General features: G+C 40.8%; 21 protein-coding genes. 7 read left to right on the top strand and 14 right to left on the bottom strand.

The window, feature by feature from the left end; translation table 11 throughout:
• Window positions 1-100: 100 nt before the first annotated feature.
• The gene (locus GWK51_RS11455) at window positions 101-877 is read right to left on the bottom strand and encodes a LamB/YcsF family protein (protein WP_161933799.1); all 777 of its coding nucleotides are present in this window, start codon (window positions 875-877) and stop codon (window positions 101-103) included.
• 57 nt (window positions 878-934) lie between these two features.
• Window positions 935-1,834: a LysR family transcriptional regulator gene (locus tag GWK51_RS11460; RefSeq protein WP_161933800.1), complete on the bottom strand. Its 900-nt coding sequence runs from the start codon at window positions 1,832-1,834 to the stop codon at window positions 935-937.
• 112 nt (window positions 1,835-1,946) lie between these two features.
• On the opposite strand from GWK51_RS11460, the gene GWK51_RS11465 reads away from it, so the two are divergent.
• The 3 genes from GWK51_RS11465 to GWK51_RS11475 are packed head-to-tail and all read left to right on the top strand — an operon-like array spanning window position 1,947 to window position 4,566.
• Window positions 1,947-2,381: an organic hydroperoxide resistance protein gene (locus GWK51_RS11465; RefSeq protein WP_328703739.1), complete on the top strand. Its 435-nt coding sequence runs from the start codon at window positions 1,947-1,949 to the stop codon at window positions 2,379-2,381.
• Between the two features lie 41 nt (window positions 2,382-2,422).
• Window positions 2,423-3,841, top strand: coding sequence for a coniferyl aldehyde dehydrogenase (locus tag GWK51_RS11470; protein ID WP_161933802.1), 1,419 nt, complete (start codon window positions 2,423-2,425; stop codon window positions 3,839-3,841).
• Between the two features lie 47 nt (window positions 3,842-3,888).
• Window positions 3,889-4,566: a type 1 glutamine amidotransferase domain-containing protein gene (locus tag GWK51_RS11475; RefSeq protein WP_161933803.1), complete on the top strand. Its 678-nt coding sequence runs from the start codon at window positions 3,889-3,891 to the stop codon at window positions 4,564-4,566.
• 190 nt (window positions 4,567-4,756) lie between these two features.
• Here GWK51_RS11475 and GWK51_RS11480 read toward each other — a convergent pair whose 3' ends face one another.
• The 7 genes from GWK51_RS11480 to GWK51_RS11510 all read right to left on the bottom strand — a co-directional run bounded on the left by GWK51_RS11480 (window position 4,757) and on the right by GWK51_RS11510 (window position 13,349).
• Entirely contained in the window at window positions 4,757-6,124 is a 1,368-nt protein-coding gene (locus tag GWK51_RS11480; RefSeq protein WP_161933804.1) for an amidohydrolase family protein, read from the bottom strand.
• Window positions 6,125-6,146: 22 nt separating this feature from the next.
• Entirely contained in the window at window positions 6,147-7,067 is a 921-nt protein-coding gene (locus tag GWK51_RS11485; RefSeq protein ID WP_161933805.1) for an ABC transporter permease, read from the bottom strand.
• A 10-nt stretch (window positions 7,068-7,077) separates the two neighbouring features.
• Entirely contained in the window at window positions 7,078-8,178 is a 1,101-nt protein-coding gene (locus GWK51_RS11490; protein ID WP_161933806.1) for an ABC transporter permease, read from the bottom strand.
• A gap of 21 nt (window positions 8,179-8,199) precedes the next feature.
• Window positions 8,200-9,786, bottom strand: coding sequence for an ABC transporter ATP-binding protein (locus tag GWK51_RS11495; protein ID WP_235941138.1), 1,587 nt, complete (start codon window positions 9,784-9,786; stop codon window positions 8,200-8,202).
• A 128-nt stretch (window positions 9,787-9,914) separates the two neighbouring features.
• On the bottom strand, window positions 9,915-11,006 hold the full coding sequence (locus GWK51_RS11500; RefSeq protein ID WP_161933808.1) for a BMP family ABC transporter substrate-binding protein: 1,092 nt from the start codon (window positions 11,004-11,006) through the stop codon (window positions 9,915-9,917).
• 628 nt (window positions 11,007-11,634) lie between these two features.
• Entirely contained in the window at window positions 11,635-12,120 is a 486-nt protein-coding gene (locus GWK51_RS11505) for a nucleoside deaminase (protein WP_161933809.1), read from the bottom strand.
• Between the two features lie 314 nt (window positions 12,121-12,434).
• Window positions 12,435-13,349, bottom strand: coding sequence for a LysR family transcriptional regulator (locus GWK51_RS11510; protein WP_161933810.1), 915 nt, complete (start codon window positions 13,347-13,349; stop codon window positions 12,435-12,437).
• Window positions 13,350-13,452: 103 nt separating this feature from the next.
• On the opposite strand from GWK51_RS11510, the gene GWK51_RS11515 reads away from it, so the two are divergent.
• The 3 genes from GWK51_RS11515 (at window position 13,453) to GWK51_RS11525 (ending at window position 16,628) form a co-directional block, all read left to right on the top strand.
• A complete protein-coding gene (locus tag GWK51_RS11515; RefSeq protein ID WP_161933811.1) occupies window positions 13,453-14,493 on the top strand; it encodes an aromatic ring-hydroxylating oxygenase subunit alpha in 1,041 nt (346 codons plus the stop codon).
• 64 nt (window positions 14,494-14,557) lie between these two features.
• Window positions 14,558-15,529, top strand: coding sequence for a PDR/VanB family oxidoreductase (locus GWK51_RS11520; RefSeq protein WP_161933812.1), 972 nt, complete (start codon window positions 14,558-14,560; stop codon window positions 15,527-15,529).
• A gap of 43 nt (window positions 15,530-15,572) precedes the next feature.
• Window positions 15,573-16,628 (top strand): aromatic ring-hydroxylating oxygenase subunit alpha, encoded by a 1,056-nt coding sequence (locus GWK51_RS11525; protein WP_161933813.1) that lies wholly within the window; start codon window positions 15,573-15,575, stop codon window positions 16,626-16,628.
• A gap of 211 nt (window positions 16,629-16,839) precedes the next feature.
• Here GWK51_RS11525 and GWK51_RS11530 read toward each other — a convergent pair whose 3' ends face one another.
• Both GWK51_RS11530 and GWK51_RS11535 read right to left on the bottom strand, forming a co-directional pair.
• On the bottom strand, window positions 16,840-17,076 hold the full coding sequence (locus GWK51_RS11530; RefSeq protein WP_142768770.1) for a hypothetical protein: 237 nt from the start codon (window positions 17,074-17,076) through the stop codon (window positions 16,840-16,842).
• A gap of 575 nt (window positions 17,077-17,651) precedes the next feature.
• On the bottom strand, window positions 17,652-18,953 hold the full coding sequence (locus tag GWK51_RS11535) for a dicarboxylate/amino acid:cation symporter (protein ID WP_100240779.1): 1,302 nt from the start codon (window positions 18,951-18,953) through the stop codon (window positions 17,652-17,654).
• A 303-nt stretch (window positions 18,954-19,256) separates the two neighbouring features.
• Between GWK51_RS11535 and GWK51_RS11540 the strand changes: the two genes are divergently transcribed.
• Window positions 19,257-20,324, top strand: coding sequence for an asparaginase (locus GWK51_RS11540; protein ID WP_161933814.1), 1,068 nt, complete (start codon window positions 19,257-19,259; stop codon window positions 20,322-20,324).
• Between the two features lie 87 nt (window positions 20,325-20,411).
• On the opposite strand, the gene GWK51_RS11545 is transcribed toward GWK51_RS11540, so the two are convergent.
• The 3 genes from GWK51_RS11545 to GWK51_RS11555 all read right to left on the bottom strand — a co-directional run bounded on the left by GWK51_RS11545 (window position 20,412) and on the right by GWK51_RS11555 (window position 23,068).
• A complete protein-coding gene (locus tag GWK51_RS11545; RefSeq protein ID WP_100240781.1) occupies window positions 20,412-20,867 on the bottom strand; it encodes a hypothetical protein in 456 nt (151 codons plus the stop codon).
• A 29-nt stretch (window positions 20,868-20,896) separates the two neighbouring features.
• On the bottom strand, window positions 20,897-21,370 hold the full coding sequence (locus GWK51_RS11550) for a hypothetical protein (protein ID WP_161933815.1): 474 nt from the start codon (window positions 21,368-21,370) through the stop codon (window positions 20,897-20,899).
• A gap of 234 nt (window positions 21,371-21,604) precedes the next feature.
• Entirely contained in the window at window positions 21,605-23,068 is a 1,464-nt protein-coding gene (locus GWK51_RS11555; protein ID WP_216071761.1) for an amino acid permease, read from the bottom strand.
• Window positions 23,069-23,424: the final 356 nt, after the last annotated feature.

Raw genomic sequence — 23,424 nt, forward strand, 5'->3', positions numbered from 1 at the left:
TTGTGTATCCTTTCAAATTCTACTTGGGTCGCAATTCGCCCATCTACACGTAATGAGAATTGTCTGAAATGGGTATAGCCCTTTGAGTCACTTTCTTCAGTTAATGTGCTGCTGTCGTTTTTTGTATAAATGAGCCAACTTGGATGTCATGCTTTTGCAGTTCAGTTTTAATCGCCATTGCCATTTCCAGCGCTTCAGCAGTATCGCCATGTAAACAAATCGTGTCAGCTTGAATTGGGGTAAAGACACCATCAATCGAGTCTACGCCACCATTTTTTAACATCGAGACGACACGGCAAGCAACCATTGCAGCATCATGTAACACAGCACCGTCTAAACGACGCGATACCAAGGAACCATCACTGTTATACGCACGGTCAGCAAAGGCTTCGGACACCACAGTTAAGCCTGCTTCACGTGCTTGATTTACCAAGTTGGAACCCGCCAGCGCCACTAAAACCAATTCAGGATTGTACATTTTAATGGCATCAATCACGGCGGCAGCCTGAACTGCGTCTTGTGCGATGGTGTTATAGAGTGCGCCATGGGGTTTTACATAGTGCACTTTAGAGCCTGCAACTTTTGCCAGACCATCCAGCGCTGAAATTTGGTAGAGCACATCGGCAATCAGTTCATCACGGGACAGTTGCATATTACGGCGACCAAAACCCACCAAGTCTGGATAAGAAACATGCGCACCAATTATTACTCCCAATTCAACAGCTTTACGCACGGTGTTTAAAATTCCGAGCGGGTCGCCTGCATGAAATCCACAAGCAATATTGGCACTGGTCACGAGCGGCAAGATTTGGTCATCATTGCCCATCTTCCATGAGCCATAACTTTCCCCCAAATCACTATTTAAGTCTACAAACATGGTCAATTCCTTCATTATCTTTTGAATTCCAGCTATATCGAACTGAACAATAAGTTTTTATGTCGACTGATCTGAATGCTGCAAACGCCATAACAATGTTTGCCGCGCATGTGCAACCCGAGGTTGACGTAATGCACTTGGCATCCAGATCAGATAGTAGTGAATTTCAGTATGCGCACGTGGTGGAGGAATGATCTGCAATTCACCATTGTCCAACTGCTGCTGGCATAGAAATTGTGGCATCACCGACCAGCCAGTTCCCTTTACCAATAAACTGCGATGCGCACGTAAATCCTGTCCGACCATGGCAGGCATCAACTCTGCGAGTGCAATCCGATTATGTTGTAGCCAAGGTTCTACCAGTGATAACTCGAGATTGTATGCCAGCAATGGCTCTTGCAGTAACGCTTGCGCAAAATTCTCAGCGTGTTGTATGCGTTGAACTACGCTAGGGGCTGCGACGGCAATCACCTTGTCCGTTAAAATGGTTTCGCTTTTTAGGCGATCATCAGTAACGGGATGGGCAGAGATTCCCAAATCACAATGACCTTCTAGTAACATCTGCGTCACCATGGGTCCATCGCCCGTATGCATTCGGACTCGAATTCCCGCTTCCAATAAAGGCGCTAACTCTGGCGCCAGTTTTTCAGCCATAAAATCAGCATGACCAATCAGTTGCAGCGCCCCTGCAACATCGCGTGAACGTGCACGTGCAGAAGCCAATGCCGCCTCTGCTGCATCTAATTTATCTCCAATATCTGCTGCGAGTTCTTCCGCTGCCGATGTAGGGATAACGCCACTGACTTGACGCTCAAAGAGAGGACGCCCGATTGCGACTTCAAGCCCTGCAATATGTTGTGATACTGCTGGCTGCGTGAGGTTTAACTGACGTGCTGCACTGCTAATGGAACGTTGCCGATAAACTTCTATAAAAGTTCTCAATCTAACCAAAGACATACGTAGCCATAAATTTATTTATACCCCTACCAAAATAGCATTATTATTACTCACACAACAAGAAGTCGTAAGCTTATCTCAACATCAATTACAGCCAAAAATGAGAGAATTTATTATGTTGACGAAAGAGCTTTATCGTACTTCTGCGACTGCCACAGGTGGCCGTGATGGTTATGCACGTACAGAAGATGGTTCACTGCATGTCTGGTTAGGTACACCCAAAGCATTGGGTGGCCGTGATTTCGGCAATAATCCAGAACAACTGTTTGCCACAGGTTATGCGGCATGCTTTTTAAGTGCCATGAAAGCCGTTGTAGCAAGCCAAAAATCACAATTTGTCAAAGTCCCTGAGGACACCAAAGTCACCGCAGAAGTTGCGATTGGTCCTTTAGAAAATCAAGGATTTGGGTTGGCAATCACATTAAAAATTGAAATGCCCAATGTCGATAAAGCCGATGCTGAAGCGCTTGTGGCTGCGGCACATCAAGTCTGTCCTTACTCAAACGCTACGCGCGGCAATATCGACGTCCAATTATTGGTGATCTAAACCGCACTAACTACCCCATCTAAGGTTTGAAGGACATGACAATGAATTTGCAACAATCTAAAACTGAATTATATAGCATACTAAATAGCTTAAAACGTGCTCACTTAAAACATGGACCAGCCAGTGCGGCTTTGCGACGTGATCGTTTACTGCGTGCGGTTCAATTGCTGAGTGAAAATCGTATTGCACTGACCGCTGCAATTGCTGCAGATTTTGGTCATCGGAGTGCTTATCAAACCCTGCTTGCAGATGTGATGAGCAGTATCGGTGCTTTAAAATTTGCCGCAGAACATGTTGAACAATGGATGCAAGCTGAAGTTGTAGATGCCCCTGCTGAGGGGATGCAAACTTGGATTCAACAGCAACCTCTAGGCGTCGTTGGCATTATCAGTCCATGGAATTTTCCACTCAACCTTGCCTTTGGGCCGCTGGCTGGCATATTCGCTGCGGGGAATACCGCGATGCTGAAACCCTCGGAGTTGACACCACATACTTCTGAACTGCTCGCAGAATTGGTGGCGCGTTATTTTGAACCACATGAATTGGTGGTGGTTCTGGGAGATGCCGAGGTTGGTCAAGCATTCAGTGCTTTACCTTTCGATCACTTGGTGTTCACAGGGAGCAGTACAGTGGGTAAACATATTATGCGTGCTGCAGCAGAAAACTTAGTGCCTGTCACATTAGAGTTAGGTGGCAAATCGCCTGTGGTTATCGCGGCAGATGCAGATATTCAACAAGCTGCACAACGTATTATGACAGTGAAAACCTTTAATGCAGGACAAATCTGTGTTTCACCCGATTATGTGCTTATACCAGATGCTCAAGTAGATGGCTTTATTACTGCTGCCCAACAGTTCATCAGCGAAAGCTTTCCGAAAGTGCAACACAATGATGACTATACTTCGATTATTAGCTCAAGACACTATGAGCGACTGCTAGCCTTATTATCAGATGCGCGAAGTAAAGGTGCTGAAATCATCAGTTTAGCACCTGCCGATGAACCTGATTTTGATGCGAATACCCGAAAAATTGCCCCACATCTGATACTGAATGTGACGGATGAGATGCTGATCATGCAGGAAGAAATATTTGGTCCACTATTGCCTGTCAAAACCTATCAAAAATTTGAAGAGACAATTGACTATATCAATGCTCATCCGCGACCTTTAGCAGCCTATTATTTTGGTCAAGATCAAGCAAAACAGCAACATTTTGCTACGCATACAACATCGGGTGCGCTCGTGATCAATGATGTTATGACCCATGCCTCCATTGATACATTACCCTTTGGCGGTGTTGGCGCTTCAGGTATGGGCGCATATCACGGCATTCATGGATTTAGACGTTTTACCCATGCCAAAGCGGTTGTGTTACAAAGTATGGATGGTGCTTCAAACCTGCGTTTACGCGCTCCATATGAACAAAAGCAAGCTACTTTAACTGCACTTTTTCACAATTAAAACAGATCCACGATATACCACCCGATGAACGGGACAAGGAGTAACTGATGAAGATTTTAATGGTATTAACTTCACATAGTGAACTGGGTAATACAGGACATAAAACGGGCTTTTGGTTAGAAGAGTTTGCCGCACCTTACTATACTTTTAAAGATGCAGGTGCAGAGATTGTTTTGGCATCGCCACAAGGTGGACAACCTCCAATTGATCCTAAAAGTGCACTTGAAGATTTTCAAACTGAATTAACACATAGATTTAACCAAGATGTTGAAGCACAAAACGCACTGGCCAATACTGTGAAATTGGACACTGTGAAAGCAGAAGATTTTGATGCGGTGTTTTATCCAGGTGGTCATGGTCCATTGTGGGATTTGACCAACTTGGCAGACTCTATTCAATTGATTGAAGCATTTACTGCTGCGAATAAACCGACAGGTTTTGTTTGTCATGCTCCCGGGGTTTTGCGTCATGTGAAAGCAGCGACTGGCGATGCTTTGATTAAAGGGCGAAATGTCACAGGCTTTACCAATGGCGAAGAAGCCGATGTGCAACTCACAGATGTGGTGCCTTTCTTGATTGAAGATGAGTTTATTCGCCTAGGTGCGAACTACCAGAAAGCACAAAATTGGATGCCGAATGTCGTCACTGACGGTAAGTTGGTTACAGGTCAAAATCCTGCAAGTTCAGCGCCTGTTGCAGAAGCCCTGTTAAAACTCCTTTCTTAACATGCTAAATCAACTAACTTAAGTTTTGATTAAGCCTCTCAATTTGGGAGGCTTAATCGTTTTTAAATATACAATCATCATGTGATTCAAGTTTTTAGGCACAGCTTTAGACGATTAGCTTTCTAAAGATTAAAGCCCAACATTTCAATAGGATGGGCTTTAAGACTAAAACCTTTGAACTTGAACAAAATTAACGCTGTAACTCATTGATGGTCACACCACCTTGTTCAGCCATCCATTCATCTCTACGTTTAAATAATTGCGGTGCTGCTAGATTGACCTGTTCGATTAAGGCTTGCAGATCGGCATTCAGCAGTTTTCGATTTTCAACCACTGTTTGCCCGTTGACCATGGTCATATGCACATCTTGCCCTTGTACGGCATGGACTAAATTGCTGTGCACATTAAATAAACGCCCTTGATCAATCAACGGGGTCATTCGCGGTGTTGCAATATCGACAGCAATAAGATCCGCCAGCTTACCAGCTTCGAGTGAACCAATTTGATGTTGCATACCGAGTGCTTTGGCTCCCATACTGGTCGCCATTTGACAGACCGACCAAGCATCAAGTGCAGCGGCATCCAGTCCAGAAAACTTCGCCAATAAAGAGGCGGTTTTCATTTCTTCAAACATATCCAGATTATTGTTTTCTTTTTCCCCATCTGTCCCCAAACCCACCGCAATACCCCGTTGCAGCATTTGCATAATGGGTGCAGCACCTGACGCCAGTTTCATATTGGAAATCGGGTTATGGGCGACCCCAACATTGTAATGCTTTAAAATCTCTATTTCGGCAGCGTTGCTCCAAACACAATGTGCTAATAAAGCTTTGGGAACATCAAACATCCCAAGATGTTCCAGAGTCTGAATGGGTCGCATGCCATAACGGCGAATATTTTCCTCTACATCAAACTGACTTTCATTACTGTGGGTATGAAAACCCGTCTGATACTCATTACAGAGTTTTTGAATACGCGCGAGGGCTTTTTCTTCCGCATAAAAGAGATGTTCTAGTCCGACCCAAACCTGAATACGCCCTTGTGCGGCTTGATGCCATTTTTGTAGCAGTTTTTCATTACTATTTAGCGTTTCAAAATAGTGATGATCAGGATGTTCAGCGACATACGGCACCAATACGGCTCGAATACCCAGTTCTTCTGCAGCTTCAGCACTACCATCCATATAACGCCACATATCCACGACAGTGGTTGTGCCTGAAAGTAATGCCTCGGCATAGCACAAGTATGAGGCAATTTTGGCATCATGCGGAGTGAGTACGCGGTGCATGGGGTCGATAAACTGCTGTAGCCAATCCCAAACTGGTAAACCTTCAGCCGTTCCTCTTAATAAGCCTGAATGACAATGTGTATTGATCAGTCCGGGCATCAGTAAACTCTTTGTGTATTGTGTCACTTCAACATGCGGATATTGTTGCTGGATCTCCTGCAAAGTCCCCACCTGCTGGATATAGGCTCCATCAATTAAAATCGCGCCATCTTTGATACACTCCAAGGCTGAATTCATGGTCATCACATAATCTGCGGCGATAATTTTCATACTTTTTCTCATGTCGAAGTGCTTAAGGACTAAAAGTTTTGCCCAATGATGCAGGTAAATTCAGTTTCAATAATTTCTTGTCACGTGAAATAAGCACCAGCACAACAATGGTCGCGAGATAAGGCAGTGCCGATAAAAACTCATTCGGAATTTCGATACCTAAAGCCTGAGCATGGAACTGCAAAATGGTCACGCCACCAAACAGATACGCTCCAAGCATCAGGCGTGTTGGTTTCCAAGCAGCGAAAACGACTAAAGCAATTGCAATCCAGCCACGCCCTGCCACCATGTTTTCAATCCACATGGGGGTGTAAACTGTAGATAAAAATGCACCACCGATACCTGCCATCAAGCCGCCAAATAACACAGCACCATAACGAATTGCCAGCACGTTATAGCCCATAGCATGTGCACTTTCTGGTGATTCACCGACTGCTTTGAGTAACAGACCCAAACGGGTTTTGCTTAACACCCACCAGACCGTAATGAAGGCAAAGATTGAAAGATAAACCACATAATTTTGCTGGAACAACACAGGACCCAGTACAGGAATTTCTGAAAGCCCAGGAATATTTAAATTAGTCAGACCCGGTAAAGTTGTACTGACATAACTTTGACCAATAAATGCAGAAATCCCAATACCAAAGATGGTCAGTGCAAGCCCACAAGCCGACTGATTGGTGCTCATCGACAAGGTAAAAAAGGCAAAAATCAGCGCCATAAATACACCCGCTAAACCACCAATCAGGAGCGCACTTGCCACGCTGGCATCGTACTGACTTGCAAAAGCAAATCCTGCAATTGCCCCAACCAGCATCATGCCTTCTACACCTAGATTAATCACCCCTGTACGTTCGGCAACCAGTTCCCCTAAACCTGCAAAAATAATTGGAGTTGCAGCAGCGACTGTGCCTGCCAGAATTGCAGTTAATTCAATACTCATATGATGTTCCTTATGATGAAGCCACTTGAGTTGTTACGGCAGTTGCTTTGTTTTTCTTTTTAGAAAAGCGGTAACGGTTTTCAATTAACGCATCGGATGCCAATAAAAAGAATAAAAGTAAACCCTGAAATACGCCTGTAATGGCTACAGGAAGTTGTAATTCCATTTGAGCGAGTTCGCCCCCCAAGTAAATGAGAGCCATCAGAAATCCTGAAAGGACAATGCCAATGGGATTTAAGCGACCTAAATACGCCACAATAATTGCCGCATAACCGTAACCGGGCGAAATATTGGGGTTCAATTGACCAATGGGTCCTGCGACTTCACAAATACCCGCGATGCCAGCCATTAACCCAGATAAACCCAAGCTTAACCAAATGGCTTTGCTGGCAGAAAATCCTGCGTATTTAGCCGCTTGAGGTGCTTGTCCACTCACTTCAAGTGTATATGCCAACATAGTTTTACGAATGAAAATCCAGAACAGCCCCACTGCAACCAAGCTAATAAAAATAGAGGCATTGACGCGAGTCCCCTCAATAATCAAAGGTAAAGTCGCACTTTCGCTAAACATCACAGATTGCGGGAAGTTCATGCCATCAGGGTCACGCCATGGACCATTCACCAAATACATCAGTAAGAAAAAGGCAACATAGTTCATCATGAGTGTGGTGAGCGTTTCTTGTGCATTGAAATGCGTTTTCAGCAAGGCTGGAATTAGCCCCCAGATTGCGCCTCCAATTGCTCCCATCACAATCATCAGCGGTAGAATCCACCAGCCCATTTGTTCATGGAACAAGATCGCAATACCACCGCCTAAGATCGCCCCCATGGTCAACTGACCTTCTGCACCAATGTTGAATAACTGTGCGCGAAAGCCGACTGCCAGACCCAAGGCAATCAGGATCAATGGACTGGCTTTAATCAGTAATTCACTTAAGTTATAGAGTGAGGTTAATGGCTCAATAAAGAAGATATATAACGCTTTGGCTGGATTCACGCCTAGCATTAAAAACAATAGACTACCAACCACAAGCATTGCCAATAGTGCGAGAATGGGTGATAACCACTTCATTAATTGAGAAGGCTTTTCTCTAGGTTCTAATAAATACATTTCTCTACCTTATTCGCGTCTTTACTGGACTTGTGCATTGTGTGCAGTATGTGTTGCTTGTGCTGAAGTCGGTGGCACTTGAATGCCAGACATCAGTAACCCGATCTGTTCGGCGTTGGTCTGTTGCGTTGCAACGGGTGCTGATAATTTTCCAGCAGCCAGAACACAAATTTGATCACTAATTTCAAATAACTCTTCGAGTTCTTCCGAAATCACCAAAATTGCAACGCCTTGGCGGGATAAATCAATCAGAGTTTGTCGAATGAACATTGAAGCACCCACATCAACGCCCCATGTGGGTTGAGCAATAATCAGGACTTTGGGTTGTTGTAGAATTTCACGCCCAACAATAAATTTCTGTAAATTGCCACCAGATAAACTACGGGCTTCGGCTTGAGGACCTGATGCCTTGACCCCGAATTTTTCAATGCATTGCTGGGTTAGCTGGATGACTTTATTAAATTGAATAAATCCACATTTGTTTAAGCCTTGGCGGAACGCGGTCAACAACATGTTTTGTGTCAGAGGCATCTTAGGCACTGCACCGCGACCTAATCGTTCTTCGGGGACAAAACCCAAACCAAGGTCACGTCGTTTACCTGCAGATAATTCAGAAATATCCTGATTTAAAATGAAAATCTGGTTTTTTTTGCAGGTTTCTTCACCTGAAAGTAGCGACAAGAGTTCTGCTTGACCATTACCTGAAATTCCCGCGATCCCAAGAATTTCACCTGCTTTCAGCGATAAATTGATCTCGGAAAGTGAAATGCCAAAAGGATCATCGGTGACATAATTTAACTGCTTCACTTGAAATAGCGTTTCGGTACTGCCTAAATATTCGGGATGCTCATAACTTGGTAGTTCCCTTCCAATCATTAATTTAGCCAATTCCGCCGTACTTTTTTCGGCAGGTAATACCTGCCCTGTGACTTTACCATTACGTAAAATTGTTGCTTCGTCACACAGCTCTTTAATTTCATGCAATTTATGGCTGATATAAAGAATAGAAACACCTTGTGATGCCAGTAGTCGCAAGGTTTTAAATAACTGTTTAACTGCCTGCGGTGTTAATACAGAAGTAGGTTCATCTAAAATCAGCAATGACGGATTTTGTAATAAGCATCGAATAATTTCGACCCGCTGCCGTTCACCTACAGAAAGTGAATAAACTTCACGGCGTGGATCTACAGGTAAGCCATATTGCTCAGAAACAGCGACAATTTTGGCATTTAGGGTTTTTAAATCTATTTTTTCGTCCAGACCCAGCAGAATATTTTCAGCAACAGTCATGGTTTCAAACAGCGAAAAGTGTTGATACACCATGCCGATGCCGAGCTTTCGTGCTGCGGATGGGCTATCAATTAATACTTCTTTGCCATTCCAGACAATTTGCCCAGTATCCGCTTTGGTCGCACCATAAATAATTTTCATTAATGTGCTTTTTCCAGCACCATTTTCCCCTAAAATGGCGTGAATTTGCCCTGCCTGCACTTTTAAATGGATGGCATCATTGGCTTTTAGTGAATTGTAGCTTTTGCTGATATTGACTAATTCAAGACGCAAGCTTTTCTGTTCCTGCGTTGATATTTTGGGTATGTCGCTCGACATATTCGGCAGGCTATTCATCTATGCCCTCCACTTGTATACGGCTCAGTACATGAGTTCTTCATGCACTGAACCGTTTAAACACTCTAACTTTTGCTTCAGCTTTTAATTAACGTAATTCCAATTGCGGTTTATTTAGGTAATGAACCTTCAACCCCTTTTACATAGAAGTTCATTTTTGCAAGGGCTTGGTCATTCATTTGGCTGCCTTTCGCAATCGCTAAACTGCCATCTTGTTTATAGATTGGACCTTGGAACGGATGTAATGTGCCCTTGTGAATTGCACTTTGGACATTTAAGGCAGACTGTTTCACTTTTGCTGGTACAGCAGGACCAAAGTTTTCAATTTTTACAGCATCTTGACGTACGCCGTACCAAATTGCTGAGGGTTTCCACGTTTTATTGGCTACGCTTTGCATCACAGGCGTATAGATTTTTTCCCAGTGTAAAACTGAAGCTGCTAAGTGCGCTTTAGGACCAAATTTGGTCATATCCGAATCCCAACCAAAGGCATATACGCCCTTTTGTTGTGCAGCTTGAACCACTGCTGGGGAATCTGTGTTTTGCATGAGCACATCGGCTTTTTGTGAAATTAAAGCTAAAGCAGCATCACGTTCTTTGCCTGGGTTAAACCAAGAGTTCACCCAAATCACTTTGGTTTTGACTTTAGGATTTACACTTTGTGCACCCAGCGTATAGGCATTAATGTTACGTACCACTTCAGGAATCGGGAAAGAAGCGACCACACCCAAGGTATTGGTTTTGGTGGTCTGACCAGCAACTACACCCAACATATAGGCACCTTCATAGGTCCGCACATCATATACACCAAGGTTTTTACCTTGTTTATAGCCTGTAGAGTGCATAAACACAGTATTGGGGAACTGCTTAGCGACTTTTTCCATTTGGTTCATATAACCAAAAGAGGTCGCAAAAATGACTTTATTACCCTGCTGAGCCAAATTGCGAATGACGCGTTCAGCATCGGCAGTTTCAGGGACATTTTCAATATACGAAGTCGAGAATTTACCGCCCAAAGCCTTTTCAGCTTTCATACGACCTTGATCATGCGAATAAGTCCAACCATGGTCGCTGGTCGGACCAATGTAAACAAAAGCTGCTTTATCTGCGGCAAAGCTTTGGCTGCTAAGCACCAAGCCAATTAGCGCCGATGAAATTAAAGAAAGAACAGTTTTTTTGCCCATTTTATGTTGCTTTGCCATATGGCACTCCATGAAATCAATTTAGGTATTCAATGATTAGGCATTGAAATGTGTACACTTCAAAATGCGGTCTCATTATTCTTCATAGGTTAATTAGCAACATCTATTCCATGTTTTTCTAAAAAAATGACAATAAGCTTATTTTTCTAAATAATTTTTAGAACATGCTGTTCATTATTTTTTTTGTTCAATATAAATCATTATTTTTAAAGCCTAATCATGAATTAATGTGATTCTTAGATTTATGGCGTCAGATGTATGTGTTTGGATAAACTATTAGATTGATAGTAGCTTGTGCTGCTAATTTTTATAAAATTGACCTTTAGTTAAACTATAAATATATGAAAGAATTGTAGATATACTGCATTTTAAAGTGATGATTTGCTTAAATCTGGTGCGTAAAAAATGACTATGCCTTGTTTAGAGTCAAGATATAAAGAGGAATTTTTAATACATTTTGCTCAGATTTTTTATGAGAGTGGAAAAGTTTAAAATTAAATTTATATTTATGGAATTATTATCAAGGGTTCTAAACTTATTATTACTTGGATGGGTTAAATGGATATTTTTTTATTTAAAATATAAATATTCTTCAATATAAAAATTGAAAATATAAGCGAAGCACTCATTATCTAGAGTGCCAAAAATCTTGTTGGAGTTTTACGGTTTCTGCTTCCAATTCTACCACTGGACCGATTAATTCAATTTTTTTCTGCCCATGGGAAAATACATATTCTGCGGAGACACTCATGGTCGGGTTCTCACCATGATTGCCAGTACACGCCAATAATCTTTCTTCAGTCATGGCATAAACCACTCGACCAATGTTTGCCCAATAAATGGTTCCTGAGCACATACAACACGGTTCTACCGCAGTATATAACGTACAGTCCGCAAGATATTCAGGCGTGTAATTGCTTGCTGCAATACGTGCCAAAGTCGATTCGGCATGATTGACCGTATCAATATTACATTGGGTCAGTAAAACAGTTTCGTGATCTGGTGCAACCAGTACAGCACCGAAAGGATGATGTCCTAAGGACTTCGCTCTTTTGGCGACTTCATTGGAAAGTCTTAAAAAGGATAACATTTGGTTATGGCTAGGCTGTGTCATATATGGCTCAATGTTTTAGAAACGAATCTCGATACACGACTTGCATGCTGATATTGCGCTTGTAAAATTACTTATCATGTTTGAGGTATTACTGGTAATACCACTGCTATGTTTTATGATTAAAGCAATATTGATGCCATACTGGATTTTAAAATTGCAGACTTAAGGCTCACCTTGTTGCATTATTTTGCTCCTGTTTACACCAATCAATTCATTTAAAATGAAGCAATTGTTTTTGTCATACAGCGTTACTGCACTTTTTTAGCGCTTGCTTACTTCAGTACTAGAGTAATCCCCTTTTACAGAGCAAATGATTAAAAATCTGCTTTTATACTTTCCATGTTTTGCATCAAGCTCTGTATCAGGACTTTGGATATTCTAGAAAGTTGGCGGCGTGAACCTGCACAAAGTGCCAAGGTTAGCGGCTGTACCGCTCGATCTACAATTGGAATGAAAACCAGATCTTGATTTTTCACAGCAGAATAAACATCAAGATAACTCATGATTGAAATACCCATGTTGCGTTTCAGCATTGAGATCATTAAATGGATATCGTTGGTTGATGTCTCAAAAGCAGGGATAAAACTCTGTTTTTTATAAATTGCCATGACCCGTTCATGGATGACGAGTGGTCGATCCGCAATGATATGTCGGTATTCGATGGTGTCTGATAGGTTGAGCTTTTTATTTTTAGCGAGAGGATGTTCTGGACTCATCACAAAACCGAGTGGAATTTCGATAAAGGATAAGACTTCCAGTTGAGCATTTAAAATCGGATCCAGAATGAGTCCAAAATCAATTTCAGTATTGATAATTTTTTCGACAATCTCATCACTGCCATTGGTATGAATATTAAAAGTCAGCCAAGGATAGTCGGTTTGTAATGAGGTCAAAGCATCAATCACAAACCCTTCGCTTAACGCTGCAATCAGTCCAAATTCAATCGAACCTCGTTTCAGTCCCTGTATTTCATCAAAACGTACACAGGTCTGTTTAAATTCTTTCTGCCAACGCAGTAAATCTGCATAAAGCAATTCTCCAGCAAGGGTCAATTTCAGTCCATTGGGTAAACGCTCAAACAGCAAGACGCCAAGCTCTTCTTCTGCCAGTGCAATTTGTCGATGTACTGCTGAAGCTGAAATAAACAGTTGGTCGGCAGCTTTTCTCAGATTGCCTGATTTAGCCACGACAAGGAAATATTCACTGAATCTTGAAAAGGGTACGCTCATTTGTGTTCTAAAAAAAAGAATGATGTCTTCAAATCATTGTAATAGACAGAACACAAAAAGCAAATCAAAGTAAAGACAAAGATAGATTATGACTTGAAACAACATGAATGCTCCTATTTCAACCTTAAATTTACATTTCCCTGAACATTGTTCTTTTACAGCACAAGACTGGATGTTACTGGCAAAGTATTGGTATCCCGTTGCGCGTGTAGAGGATATTCAGGCTGCGCCTGTCAAAGCTACATTGTTGGATGAGCCTTTGGTGATTTATCGGGTAGATAACCAAATTGTGGTTGCGAAAGATGTTTGCCCACATCGTGGGGTGCCACTTTCTCTAGGGCGACATGATGGTGAAGGTGTTGTGTGTCCATATCATGGCTTACGTTTTGGTGCTCATGGTCACTGCAATCGCATTCCTTCCAGTCCAAATCAAGCAATTCCAGCCAAGTTAAATCTTTTTACTTATCCTTCAGAAGTTCGTTATGGCTTGGTCTGGACGTGTTTAGCACCAGAACATGAAACGATTCCGCACATGCCACTTTGGGATGAAACAGATGTACAGCAAGTCGTATGTCCACCTGTCGATATTCACGCTTTTGCAGGTCGTCAGGTGGAAGGATTTATTGATGTCGCGCATTTTGCATGGGTACATACAGGAACTTTTGCAGACCCGAACAATCAACTGGTTCCAGACTATGCAACGCAAGAAACCGATTATGGATTTACAGCAGATTATTGGAGCACGGTTGGTGACTATCCAGCCAGTGATGACTTTAAAAAGGAGCCAGATTTTAAAATTCTACGTCACTTTGAAGTGCATGTGCCCTTTACTGCAACCTTAAGTATTCACCTGCGTAATGGTGCAAAAATGGTGATTATGAATGCTGCTTCACCCGTTTCAGCCAAAGAAACCCGTCTGTTTGCACCGATTGTGAAAAACTTCGATTTGAATGACAAGGTCGAAGACATTATTGAATACAACTTAAAAATTTTTGAAGAAGACCGTTTGATGGTGGAAACACAAAAGCCTGAACGACTGCCCTTAGATTTGACAATTGAAGCGCATATTCCAGCCGATCGGAGTTCCATCATGCTGCGTCGTAGTTTGAAAAAAGCAGGTTTTGGTGAGTTTTTCTTGGTTTAAAACCCATCTGTTTTTCAGCCAGTGAATGTGAATCAACAATAATTGAAGTATATGGAACAATGATATGAAACAACTTTCTGTGGTCGTCGATGGTCTTTCACGGCAAGGAAAAAACAATCTTGCCGTGACCCTTGTTCCTGCGGGTCAAGAAACGCTTCCCGCTTGGCAAGCAGGTGATCATATTGATCTGTTCTTACCAAATCAGTTGATCCGTCAATATTCTTTAACGGGTTGCCCCAATGAGCAAAATGAATATCTCATTTGTGTAAAGAAGGAACAACAGTCCAGAGGTGGTTCACGTTATGTACATGAACAATTAAGAGTTGGGCAAACCCTGAATATTTCATTGCCACGGAATGCCTTTCCCTTGGTTGCCGCACAGCGTTATATCCTTTTGGCTGCTGGCATTGGTATTACGCCTTTGTTGGCTTTTGCAGAACAGTTAGACGCGCAGCAAACGCCTTTCGAGCTTTTTTACTATGTAAAAGATTTAGAAGATGTCGCGTTTAAAAAACGTTGGCAGAAAGGTTTCAAACATGGACGATGCCATCTTTTATTCAGTAATCGTGAGCAAAGTGTTCGTCATGGTCTACCTGAAATATGTCACCAAGCGAATCCCCATACACAACTGTATTTATGTGGTCCAGAAGCCTTCATGCAACATTGTCAGCTGCAAGCCATGCAATTGGGCTGGTCAGCAGATCAGATACAACAGGAAGCTTTTGCTCCAAGCCAATCTAAATCTCTAGAGACAAATCCAGCATCGGCAGAGTTCAGGGTCATTCTTCGATCGACTGGACAAAGTTTTGAGGTCCCCGCGAACAAGAGCATTGCACAAACTTTGATAGAGCAAAATATTGCTGTACCCGTTTCCTGTGAAATGGGCATGTGTGGCGCTTGCTTAACACGTGTTTATCATGGGGAAGTTGATCATCAGGATACCGTACAAACCGAAAATGAAAAAAATGCCGCCGAGCAATATGTCGCTTTGTGTTGTTCGCGAGCCAAATCTGCCGTTTTAGAAATTGCATTGTAATTACATTGAAATTCAAATTTAAGAACTTTTAGGAAAAATCAGCATGAATGCCATCCCCGTGATCAATTTAGTTAATAAACCATGTTTCAGTCAGTTTGAAGATCAGGATTGGGACATTCTTTCACAGCATTGGTATCCGATTGCACGGATTCAAGACGTCTCGCAGCAACCGCAGCAAGTGACCTTACTTGACATTAAAATGGCATTGTACAAAACCGAATCTGGTCAAATTCATCTGGTTCGTGATATTTGCCCGCATCGTGGTGTGCCATTAACCAAAGGTTGGGTTGAGGGTGAAGAGATTATTTGTCCTTATCATGGCTTGCGCTATAACGCGGAAGGTAAATGTAGCAAGATTCCTGCGCAACCCGAATTAACCAGAATTTCTGATCGCTTTAGTCTGACCAAATTCCCCGTGGTGGAAAAATATGGCTTAATCTGGACCAGCATTCAAAACCGCGACCCGAATACAGCCAACTTTCCGGTACTGGATACGTGGGATACCGCAGAACATCAGTCTATTTTGCCACCTTATGTCGACATTAATGGTTCTAGTGGTCGTCAACTGGAAGGCTTTATTGATGTTGCACATTTTGCATGGGTACATCATGAGGCATTTGCCAGTCGTGAAAACCCTGTCGTGCCTAAATACAGCACAGTAAAAACCGATTATGGTTTACAAACTGAATATATCAGTGATGTCAGCAATTATCCGCATGGGCTACAACATTTGGCGCCAGAAGGATTTTTATGGAAACGTGTTTTTGATATCTATCCACCATTCTCAGCTATTTTGAGCATTGAGTTTCCAAACCAAGGTCTACTGAAAATTTTAAATGCCTGCTGTCCTGTATCCCATAATAAAACCCGACTGTTTGTGCCCTTAACGCGTAACTTCGATACCACAGGCGATTTACAAGAGGTCTATGATTTTAATGCACAAATTTTTGCAGAAGATCAGGACATGGTGGAATCCCAAAAGCCTGAAGAGCTGCCGTTGGATTTAACTATGGAAGCCCATTTTGAAGCAGACCGTTCTTCTACCATGTATCGTCGAATTTTGGCAGATTGGGGCTTAAGTAAACGATATACAGTCTAATAGTTTTGTTGGGTTGATCTAAAATGTAATCCAGTCGATTGCATTTTAGATCTTTAGTGCTGAAATATTGATCGGATCTTGGACATTCTTTGTGTTTAAGCTGACTCATAAAGAATACTTTTGAGAAAAATATTTAAAAAATATAAAAGATAACTCCAGAGTAAATCAGCTGAGAATTAGAAACTGAAAAGAAGAATAGAAGGGTTTTTCGCTATAGAACTAATTCAATCGCTTTAATTGAAATATCTGTAATCAGCGCTGAGTCTTTGTAGTGTGCTTCGAGTAATACCACCAGCTCTTTCGCCCGTTGTTCCGTGTAATAACAATCCCCTGCACTGAGCTGCTCTAACCATTCTGGTAGAGAACCCAATATCGTCCGCTTACCATGACGTGTGCCATAGTACACATCTACGCCAGACTTTTTGGCTATGATGAGAAATTGTGACATAAGGAATATCCTAAGTCATGGACTAAAATTTTACTGTTCGGTTGAAATTACATTAGACATTAAGTTGACTGAACATGACATCACCATTCCTTGTGATATTTATCAAGATAACTCTCACTCTGCGATTATTATGTGATCAACTTAACTATCCCAATTTACCAATTCTACATGCAAAAAAGAAGCCTATATTGTATGAATAATAGCAATTTTTGCGATTGAGCCTTCAATATGATGGGTGTGCTATTTTTATCTATAATTTAATATAATTCAATAGATTATATTTTTTATTCGAATTACATCTGGAACAGCATCCAGCAGTCATATAAATAAACCCCCAGCCGATAGCTAGAGTCATTTCAAAGTTATAAGCCTATGTTAAAATTAGAGTAAATCTACTTTAGATAGGTCATGCCATGGAAACAATAATAATTACTGTGATCTTGCTGATCATTCTGGTGTTACTGGTGTTTTTTTATAACAAGAAGAAATAATGAGCCTTGTTGTGTTTTATTCAAGAAAGCAAAAATAAAAAAACACCGCTTTCACGGTGTTTTTTAATTGAAATTCAGCTTGGATCAATTACGATACGTGGTCTGGTCATTTGGAATTAATGGTTGAACCAAAGCGGATTCAGCTTCTTCAGCCTCAACTTTATGACCTTCAGTTTTTGCAACGACAGCCGTTGCGATACTGTTACCAATAATATTGGTTGCTGTGCGTCCCATATCTAAGAAATGGTCAACTGCAAGAATCAACAGAATACCTGCTTCTGGTAATTTGAACATTGCCAATGTTGCCGCAATCACTACCAATGATGCACGTGATACCCCTGCAATACCTTTACTAGTAATCATCAAGGTCAATAACATCAAGATTTGTTGAGAAACGCTCAGTTCAATGTTATAGGCCTGTGCAATGAACAGCACTGCAAATGACATGTAAATCATTGAACCGTCTAAGTTAAATGAATAACCGAGAGGTAACACAAAGCTGGTAATGCGTTTAGGTACACCAAACTTTTCTAAGGCTGCCATTAACTTTGGATACGCAGATTCACTACTTGCAGTGGCAAAGCCTAAAGCGACAGGTTCACGTACAGTTTTAAGTAAACGGAAGACATCCTTTTTAAGAAAGATATAACCGACACTGATAATAATGACCCAAAGAATGATCAAGCTTGCATAAAACTCGCCAATAAAAACACTATAGTCGAGAATGATTTGTGGGCCTTTTACGGTAATTGCCGATGCAATTGCAGCAAATACAGCAATTGGTGAAAATGTCATGACATAGTCCGTAATACGGAACATGATACGACACAATTCATCAATAATTTTAGCAATAACAGTGCCTTCATCTTGCTGATGATGAACATATGCTAATGCAGAACCAAAGAAGATCGAGAAAATAAGAATCTGTAAGATTTCATTATTCGCCATCGCTTCAGCAAAGCTTTTTGGGAAGATATGCGTAATAAAGGTTTGTATGCTGAGATTAGCCGCACTTACGCCTACATCTACAGGTGCTGTAGGAATTGGGAGATTCATTCCTACGCCTGGTTGGAAGAAATTGGCCATACCCATACCCAATAATAATGAGATGAGAGAAGCACCAATAAACCAACTCATAGCCTTGAGTGTGATTGAACCTAAAGATGATGATTTGCCCATGGAAATCAGACCAGAAACGATGGTCGCGAATACCAATGGCGCAATAATCATTTTAATTAATCTTAAGAATATATCTGTAAGAATCTTGAAATATGACGCGATATTTTCAGCTTGAGTAGGACTCAAATTACTATGAAAAAGCCAACCAATTAATATTCCAGACACCATGGCGACGAGAATAAATTTTAATAGTTTTTTCTGATCCATATAAAATTTCCTTTTAATACCCTAAAATCCATAAAAACATCTTATTATTTTATAAGATGTTTTGATTTTCTTCCTTCTACGCCAAATATCTATTTGACCTAGGGGTGTTGGCAGAATCTAACCAATATCTATAAAAAATAACAATGCAAAAAAGTATTTTTTCATGCAAAAAATGCATAGGGATTATTAAGAATTAATACAAAATGCCAATGACGCTTAGCTGCAAAGATTCTTAAATATTGCCAATGTTTGTAGGAATCAAACATTGTTGTTTATGGAATTTAAAGAACTAGGATCTGGTTAATGATAAATAAAACTCTCCAAACATGCGGCTTGGCACTTACTCTCCTCGCATCTTCTATGGCGCTATATGCAAAAAATAATGTGGTTGTGGTTGCTACAGGTGGAACGATTGCTGGCGCGGGTGCAAGCTCGACCAACAGTGCAACCTATAGCGCAGCTAAAGTTCCAGTGGATGCACTGATTAAGGCTGTACCACAAGTTAATGAGCTGGCAAATGTGACGGGTATTCAGGCACTTCAAGTTGCATCTGAAAGCATTACCGACAAAGAGTTGTTGTCTTTGGCGCGTCAAGTTAATGATTTAGTGAAGAAACCTTCTGTAAACGGTGTTGTCATTACCCACGGTACAGACACCATGGAAGAGACAGCATTTTTCCTGAATTTAGTAGTACATACAGAGAAGCCAATTGTATTGGTTGGCTCTATGCGCCCTTCAACTGCCCTATCTGCGGATGGTCCATTAAACCTGTATAGCGCGGTTGCACTTGCTTCTTCAGATGAGGCAAAAAATAGAGGCGTTATGGTCTTGATGAATGATTCTATTTTTGCGGCACGTGATGTGACCAAAGGGATTAATATTCATACCAGTGCTTTTGTTAGCCAATGGGGTGCTTTGGGGACTTTAGTTGAAGGAAAACCTTATTGGTTCAGAAGTTCTGTGAAGAAAAACACCAATAACTCTGAATTTAATATTGAGAAAATTCAGGGTGATGCGTTACCAAGTGTGCAGATTGTTTATGGTTCTGACAATATGATGCCAGATGCTTACCAAGCATTTGCCAAAGCTGGTGTAAAAGCGATTATTCATGCGGGTACAGGCAATGGTTCTATGGCGAATTACCTAGTGCCTGAAGTAAGAAAACTGCATGATGAGCAAGGCATTCAGATTGTACGTTCGTCACGTGTGGCTCAAGGTTTTGTGATTCGTAATGCGGAACAACCAGATGACAAATATGGCTGGATTGCAGCACATGACTTAAATCCACAAAAAGCCCGAATTTTAACGGCATTGGCACTGACTAAAACCAATGATGCCAAGCAAATTCAGGACATGTTCTGGAAATATTAAGCATTAAAGTAAGCCGAGTGATATAAAGAAAGCCAGATTCAAGAATCTGGCTTTCTTTTTTTGAATAAAAATGAATACATACTGTCTTTATTCCAACTTAATTGGACCTGTGGTTTGAGCATCAGAATCATACCAAGAGCCTGCATTCCCATGCATTAAGTTGCCTTCTAGCCGATATTGAATAAACCCTTGCTTAAAGACTAATCCACCATCACTTCTTTTGGCGGTAACTTTTTTGCCATTCACCCAGACATTTTCATCGTTATCTACCCGTATGGTGGCAACGGTTTGTCCTGTACTGGCATTTTTTGCCACCCATTGCCCTGCATAAGCATGATGATGCATAGGATAAGAATCTGCACCAAAACCAGCTTTTTCATTCTCAGCTTTCGTTTTATTAATATCACAGCCCATCATTTCAGACATTTGGGTACAACCCGACTGCTCTAACTTGGTTCTGTATTTAGCATCGATAGCATGTGCCGTATTGAAACTACACAATGCCAAAAGGATCAGACATGTACGACTCAACTTTTTATTCATTCGGTACATCCTTTTATAATGGTATGAAATTACTCACAATCAGATGAACTCACTTTATTAATGGTGTTGATACGACCATTGTAAGTGACCGTTGCAATACAACTCGAATTGCTTGAATTCCACCAATAGTTGGTTTTAGAACTATAGTCAGCAGAACGCCCCGTTAATTGATAGTTATAACGCTTGAATACAGATGTTGCAGAGTTTGCTTTAGTTTCTTCCAGATTTTTTATTTCTGGTGGAATTTGTAGGCTTTCATTCTTTTTATTCGAGCTATCTGCGTATTGGGCTAATGCAGAAATTGAAGCTATAGACAAAGCTGCACTAGACAGCATGGAGGTATTGGTCGGATATTGTTCTTTTGAATTTTCTGATGCACTGTCCTTGGCATTTATCGAAATATTATTCAGTTCTGCAAGTTCGGATGGCGTCGCAGCTTGTGTCAGAGCTGATGTAAGACTGAAGAAGCATAAAGCACTGATTGTTATATACATATTTTTCATTTTATGACTCCCCTTAATCCGTGAGAAGATTTTTGTTATAGAGATACTCTAAGCTTTTTTTTCCGAAAAAAAAAGCGCTGAAATAATTTTAAATAAAACAAATCTTATTGAAATTTATCCTTATTTTTGTGTGAATGTTTACTTTTCAACTATTTAATATATTTCTAATACATAAAAATAAAATAGCCAGAATGAATGCATCCTAGCTATTTAAAATTAAGTTTAATACAGGGATTAAACGTAATCTGCTTTACTCTGATCTAATAGGCTAAGTTGTAATAATTTTTTCTTTTTATAACGATAACCAATAAATAGACCAATAAACCAAATTGGAGAAAGCACCAGCGCCACCAATGTATCGTGATCAAATGCTAAAATAACAATAGTGAATGCCAGGAATAACAGGGTGAACCATGCCATAAATAATCCGCCCGGCATTTTATAGTTAGATTGCTGATGTAATTCAGGATCCTTTTTACGATATGCAATGTAAGAAAGTACAATTAACATAAAGGTAAAAATACATAAAATTGAAGTCAGTGCAGAGATAATGGTAAATGCTGTCATGACATTTGGAACAATAAATAAAATTGAGGTTCCAAGTGTTACACACACCATAGAAAACACTAAACCACGGATTGGAACTTTACTTTTTGATAACTTACTAAAACTTTTCGGTGCATCATTTTCTAAAGACAAACCGTATAACATACGACTGGTCGCGAAAATACCACTGTTCGCAGAGGATAATGCTGAAGTGGCGACAACGAAGTTAATTAAGCCCGCAGCAATTGGTAATCCCACATGGGTAAACATTTCTACATATGGACTCTTTTCTGGAGAAACCTGTGCCCAAGAAGTCACAGCAATAATACAGATCAGAGAGCCTACATAGAACAACAAAATACGTAATGGAATTGAGTTGATGGCTTTCGGTAGTGATTTATGAGGATCTTTAGTTTCTGCCGCAGTTGTACCCACCAATTCAATACCAACAAAGGCAAAAATTGCGATTTGGAAACCTGCCAAGAAACCAGTTAAACCATATGGGAACATTGAGCCGCTTTCAAAAACATGTGAGAAAGATGCAGTCACACCATTTGGCGACACAAAGCTGGTACTAATTAAATAAAGACCTGCAACAATAAATAGAATAATGGCGGTAATTTTAATTAAGGAGAACCAGAACTCGAGTTCACCGAATATCCTGACGGCGACAAAGTTCAAGATGGTGAGTATGGCGAGCGATGCAAATGCAGGAATCCATACGGGCATGTCTGGATACCAGAATTGCATGTATCCACCAATAACAATGACGTCAGCAATTGCCGTAATAATCCAGTTACACCAATAGGACCAACCTAGAAAGAATCCCGCCCAAGGACCTAAATAAGCCGTTGCAAAATCGGCAAACGTTTTAAAGTTGGTATTTGCAAGAAGCAATTCCCCCATCGCACGCATGACGAAGAAGAAGAAAAAACCAATAATTAAATATGTGAGGATAATTGAAGTCCCAGAAACACTCAGTGTTTTACCAGACCCCATAAATAAACCTGTGCCAATTGCACCGCCAATAGCAATCATCTGAATATGACGATTGGTTAATGAGCGTTGCAATTTTTCTTCTTCTTGCTCAGTCATATGCTGACTACCAAGAAGATCTCCCTCTAGAAATGGCTTTCCCTTTTCCGTACTCATGTAGTTGTCTACTCCAATTTAAACACTTGTTACAAGCCCTTTAATGCCGACTCAACTTACATAATGAATAATCTCAATGATTTAAATTAATAACCGTCGTTAATTTAAATAGGTCTGAATAAAATCCATTTATATTGTTTGTTTTAAGTCTTGCCTGACTGCTTTATTAAAGGGATTGCTCAAATAAGTTTTATTTAAAACTCAATAATCACTCCAATAAGAAGGTGAAATGAATGCCAAAGATTTAATCCAAACAGTCGCTTTTCAGTACTATATTTAGCCGAAATAATAAAAGCGTGGATCATACAGCACACTTAAAACTTTTAGGTTTAATTGCATTTTATTTTTGCTTAATT

This window comes from Acinetobacter kanungonis, from assembly GCF_009939195.1.
GTDB classification, from domain to species: domain Bacteria; phylum Pseudomonadota; class Gammaproteobacteria; order Pseudomonadales; family Moraxellaceae; genus Acinetobacter; species Acinetobacter kanungonis.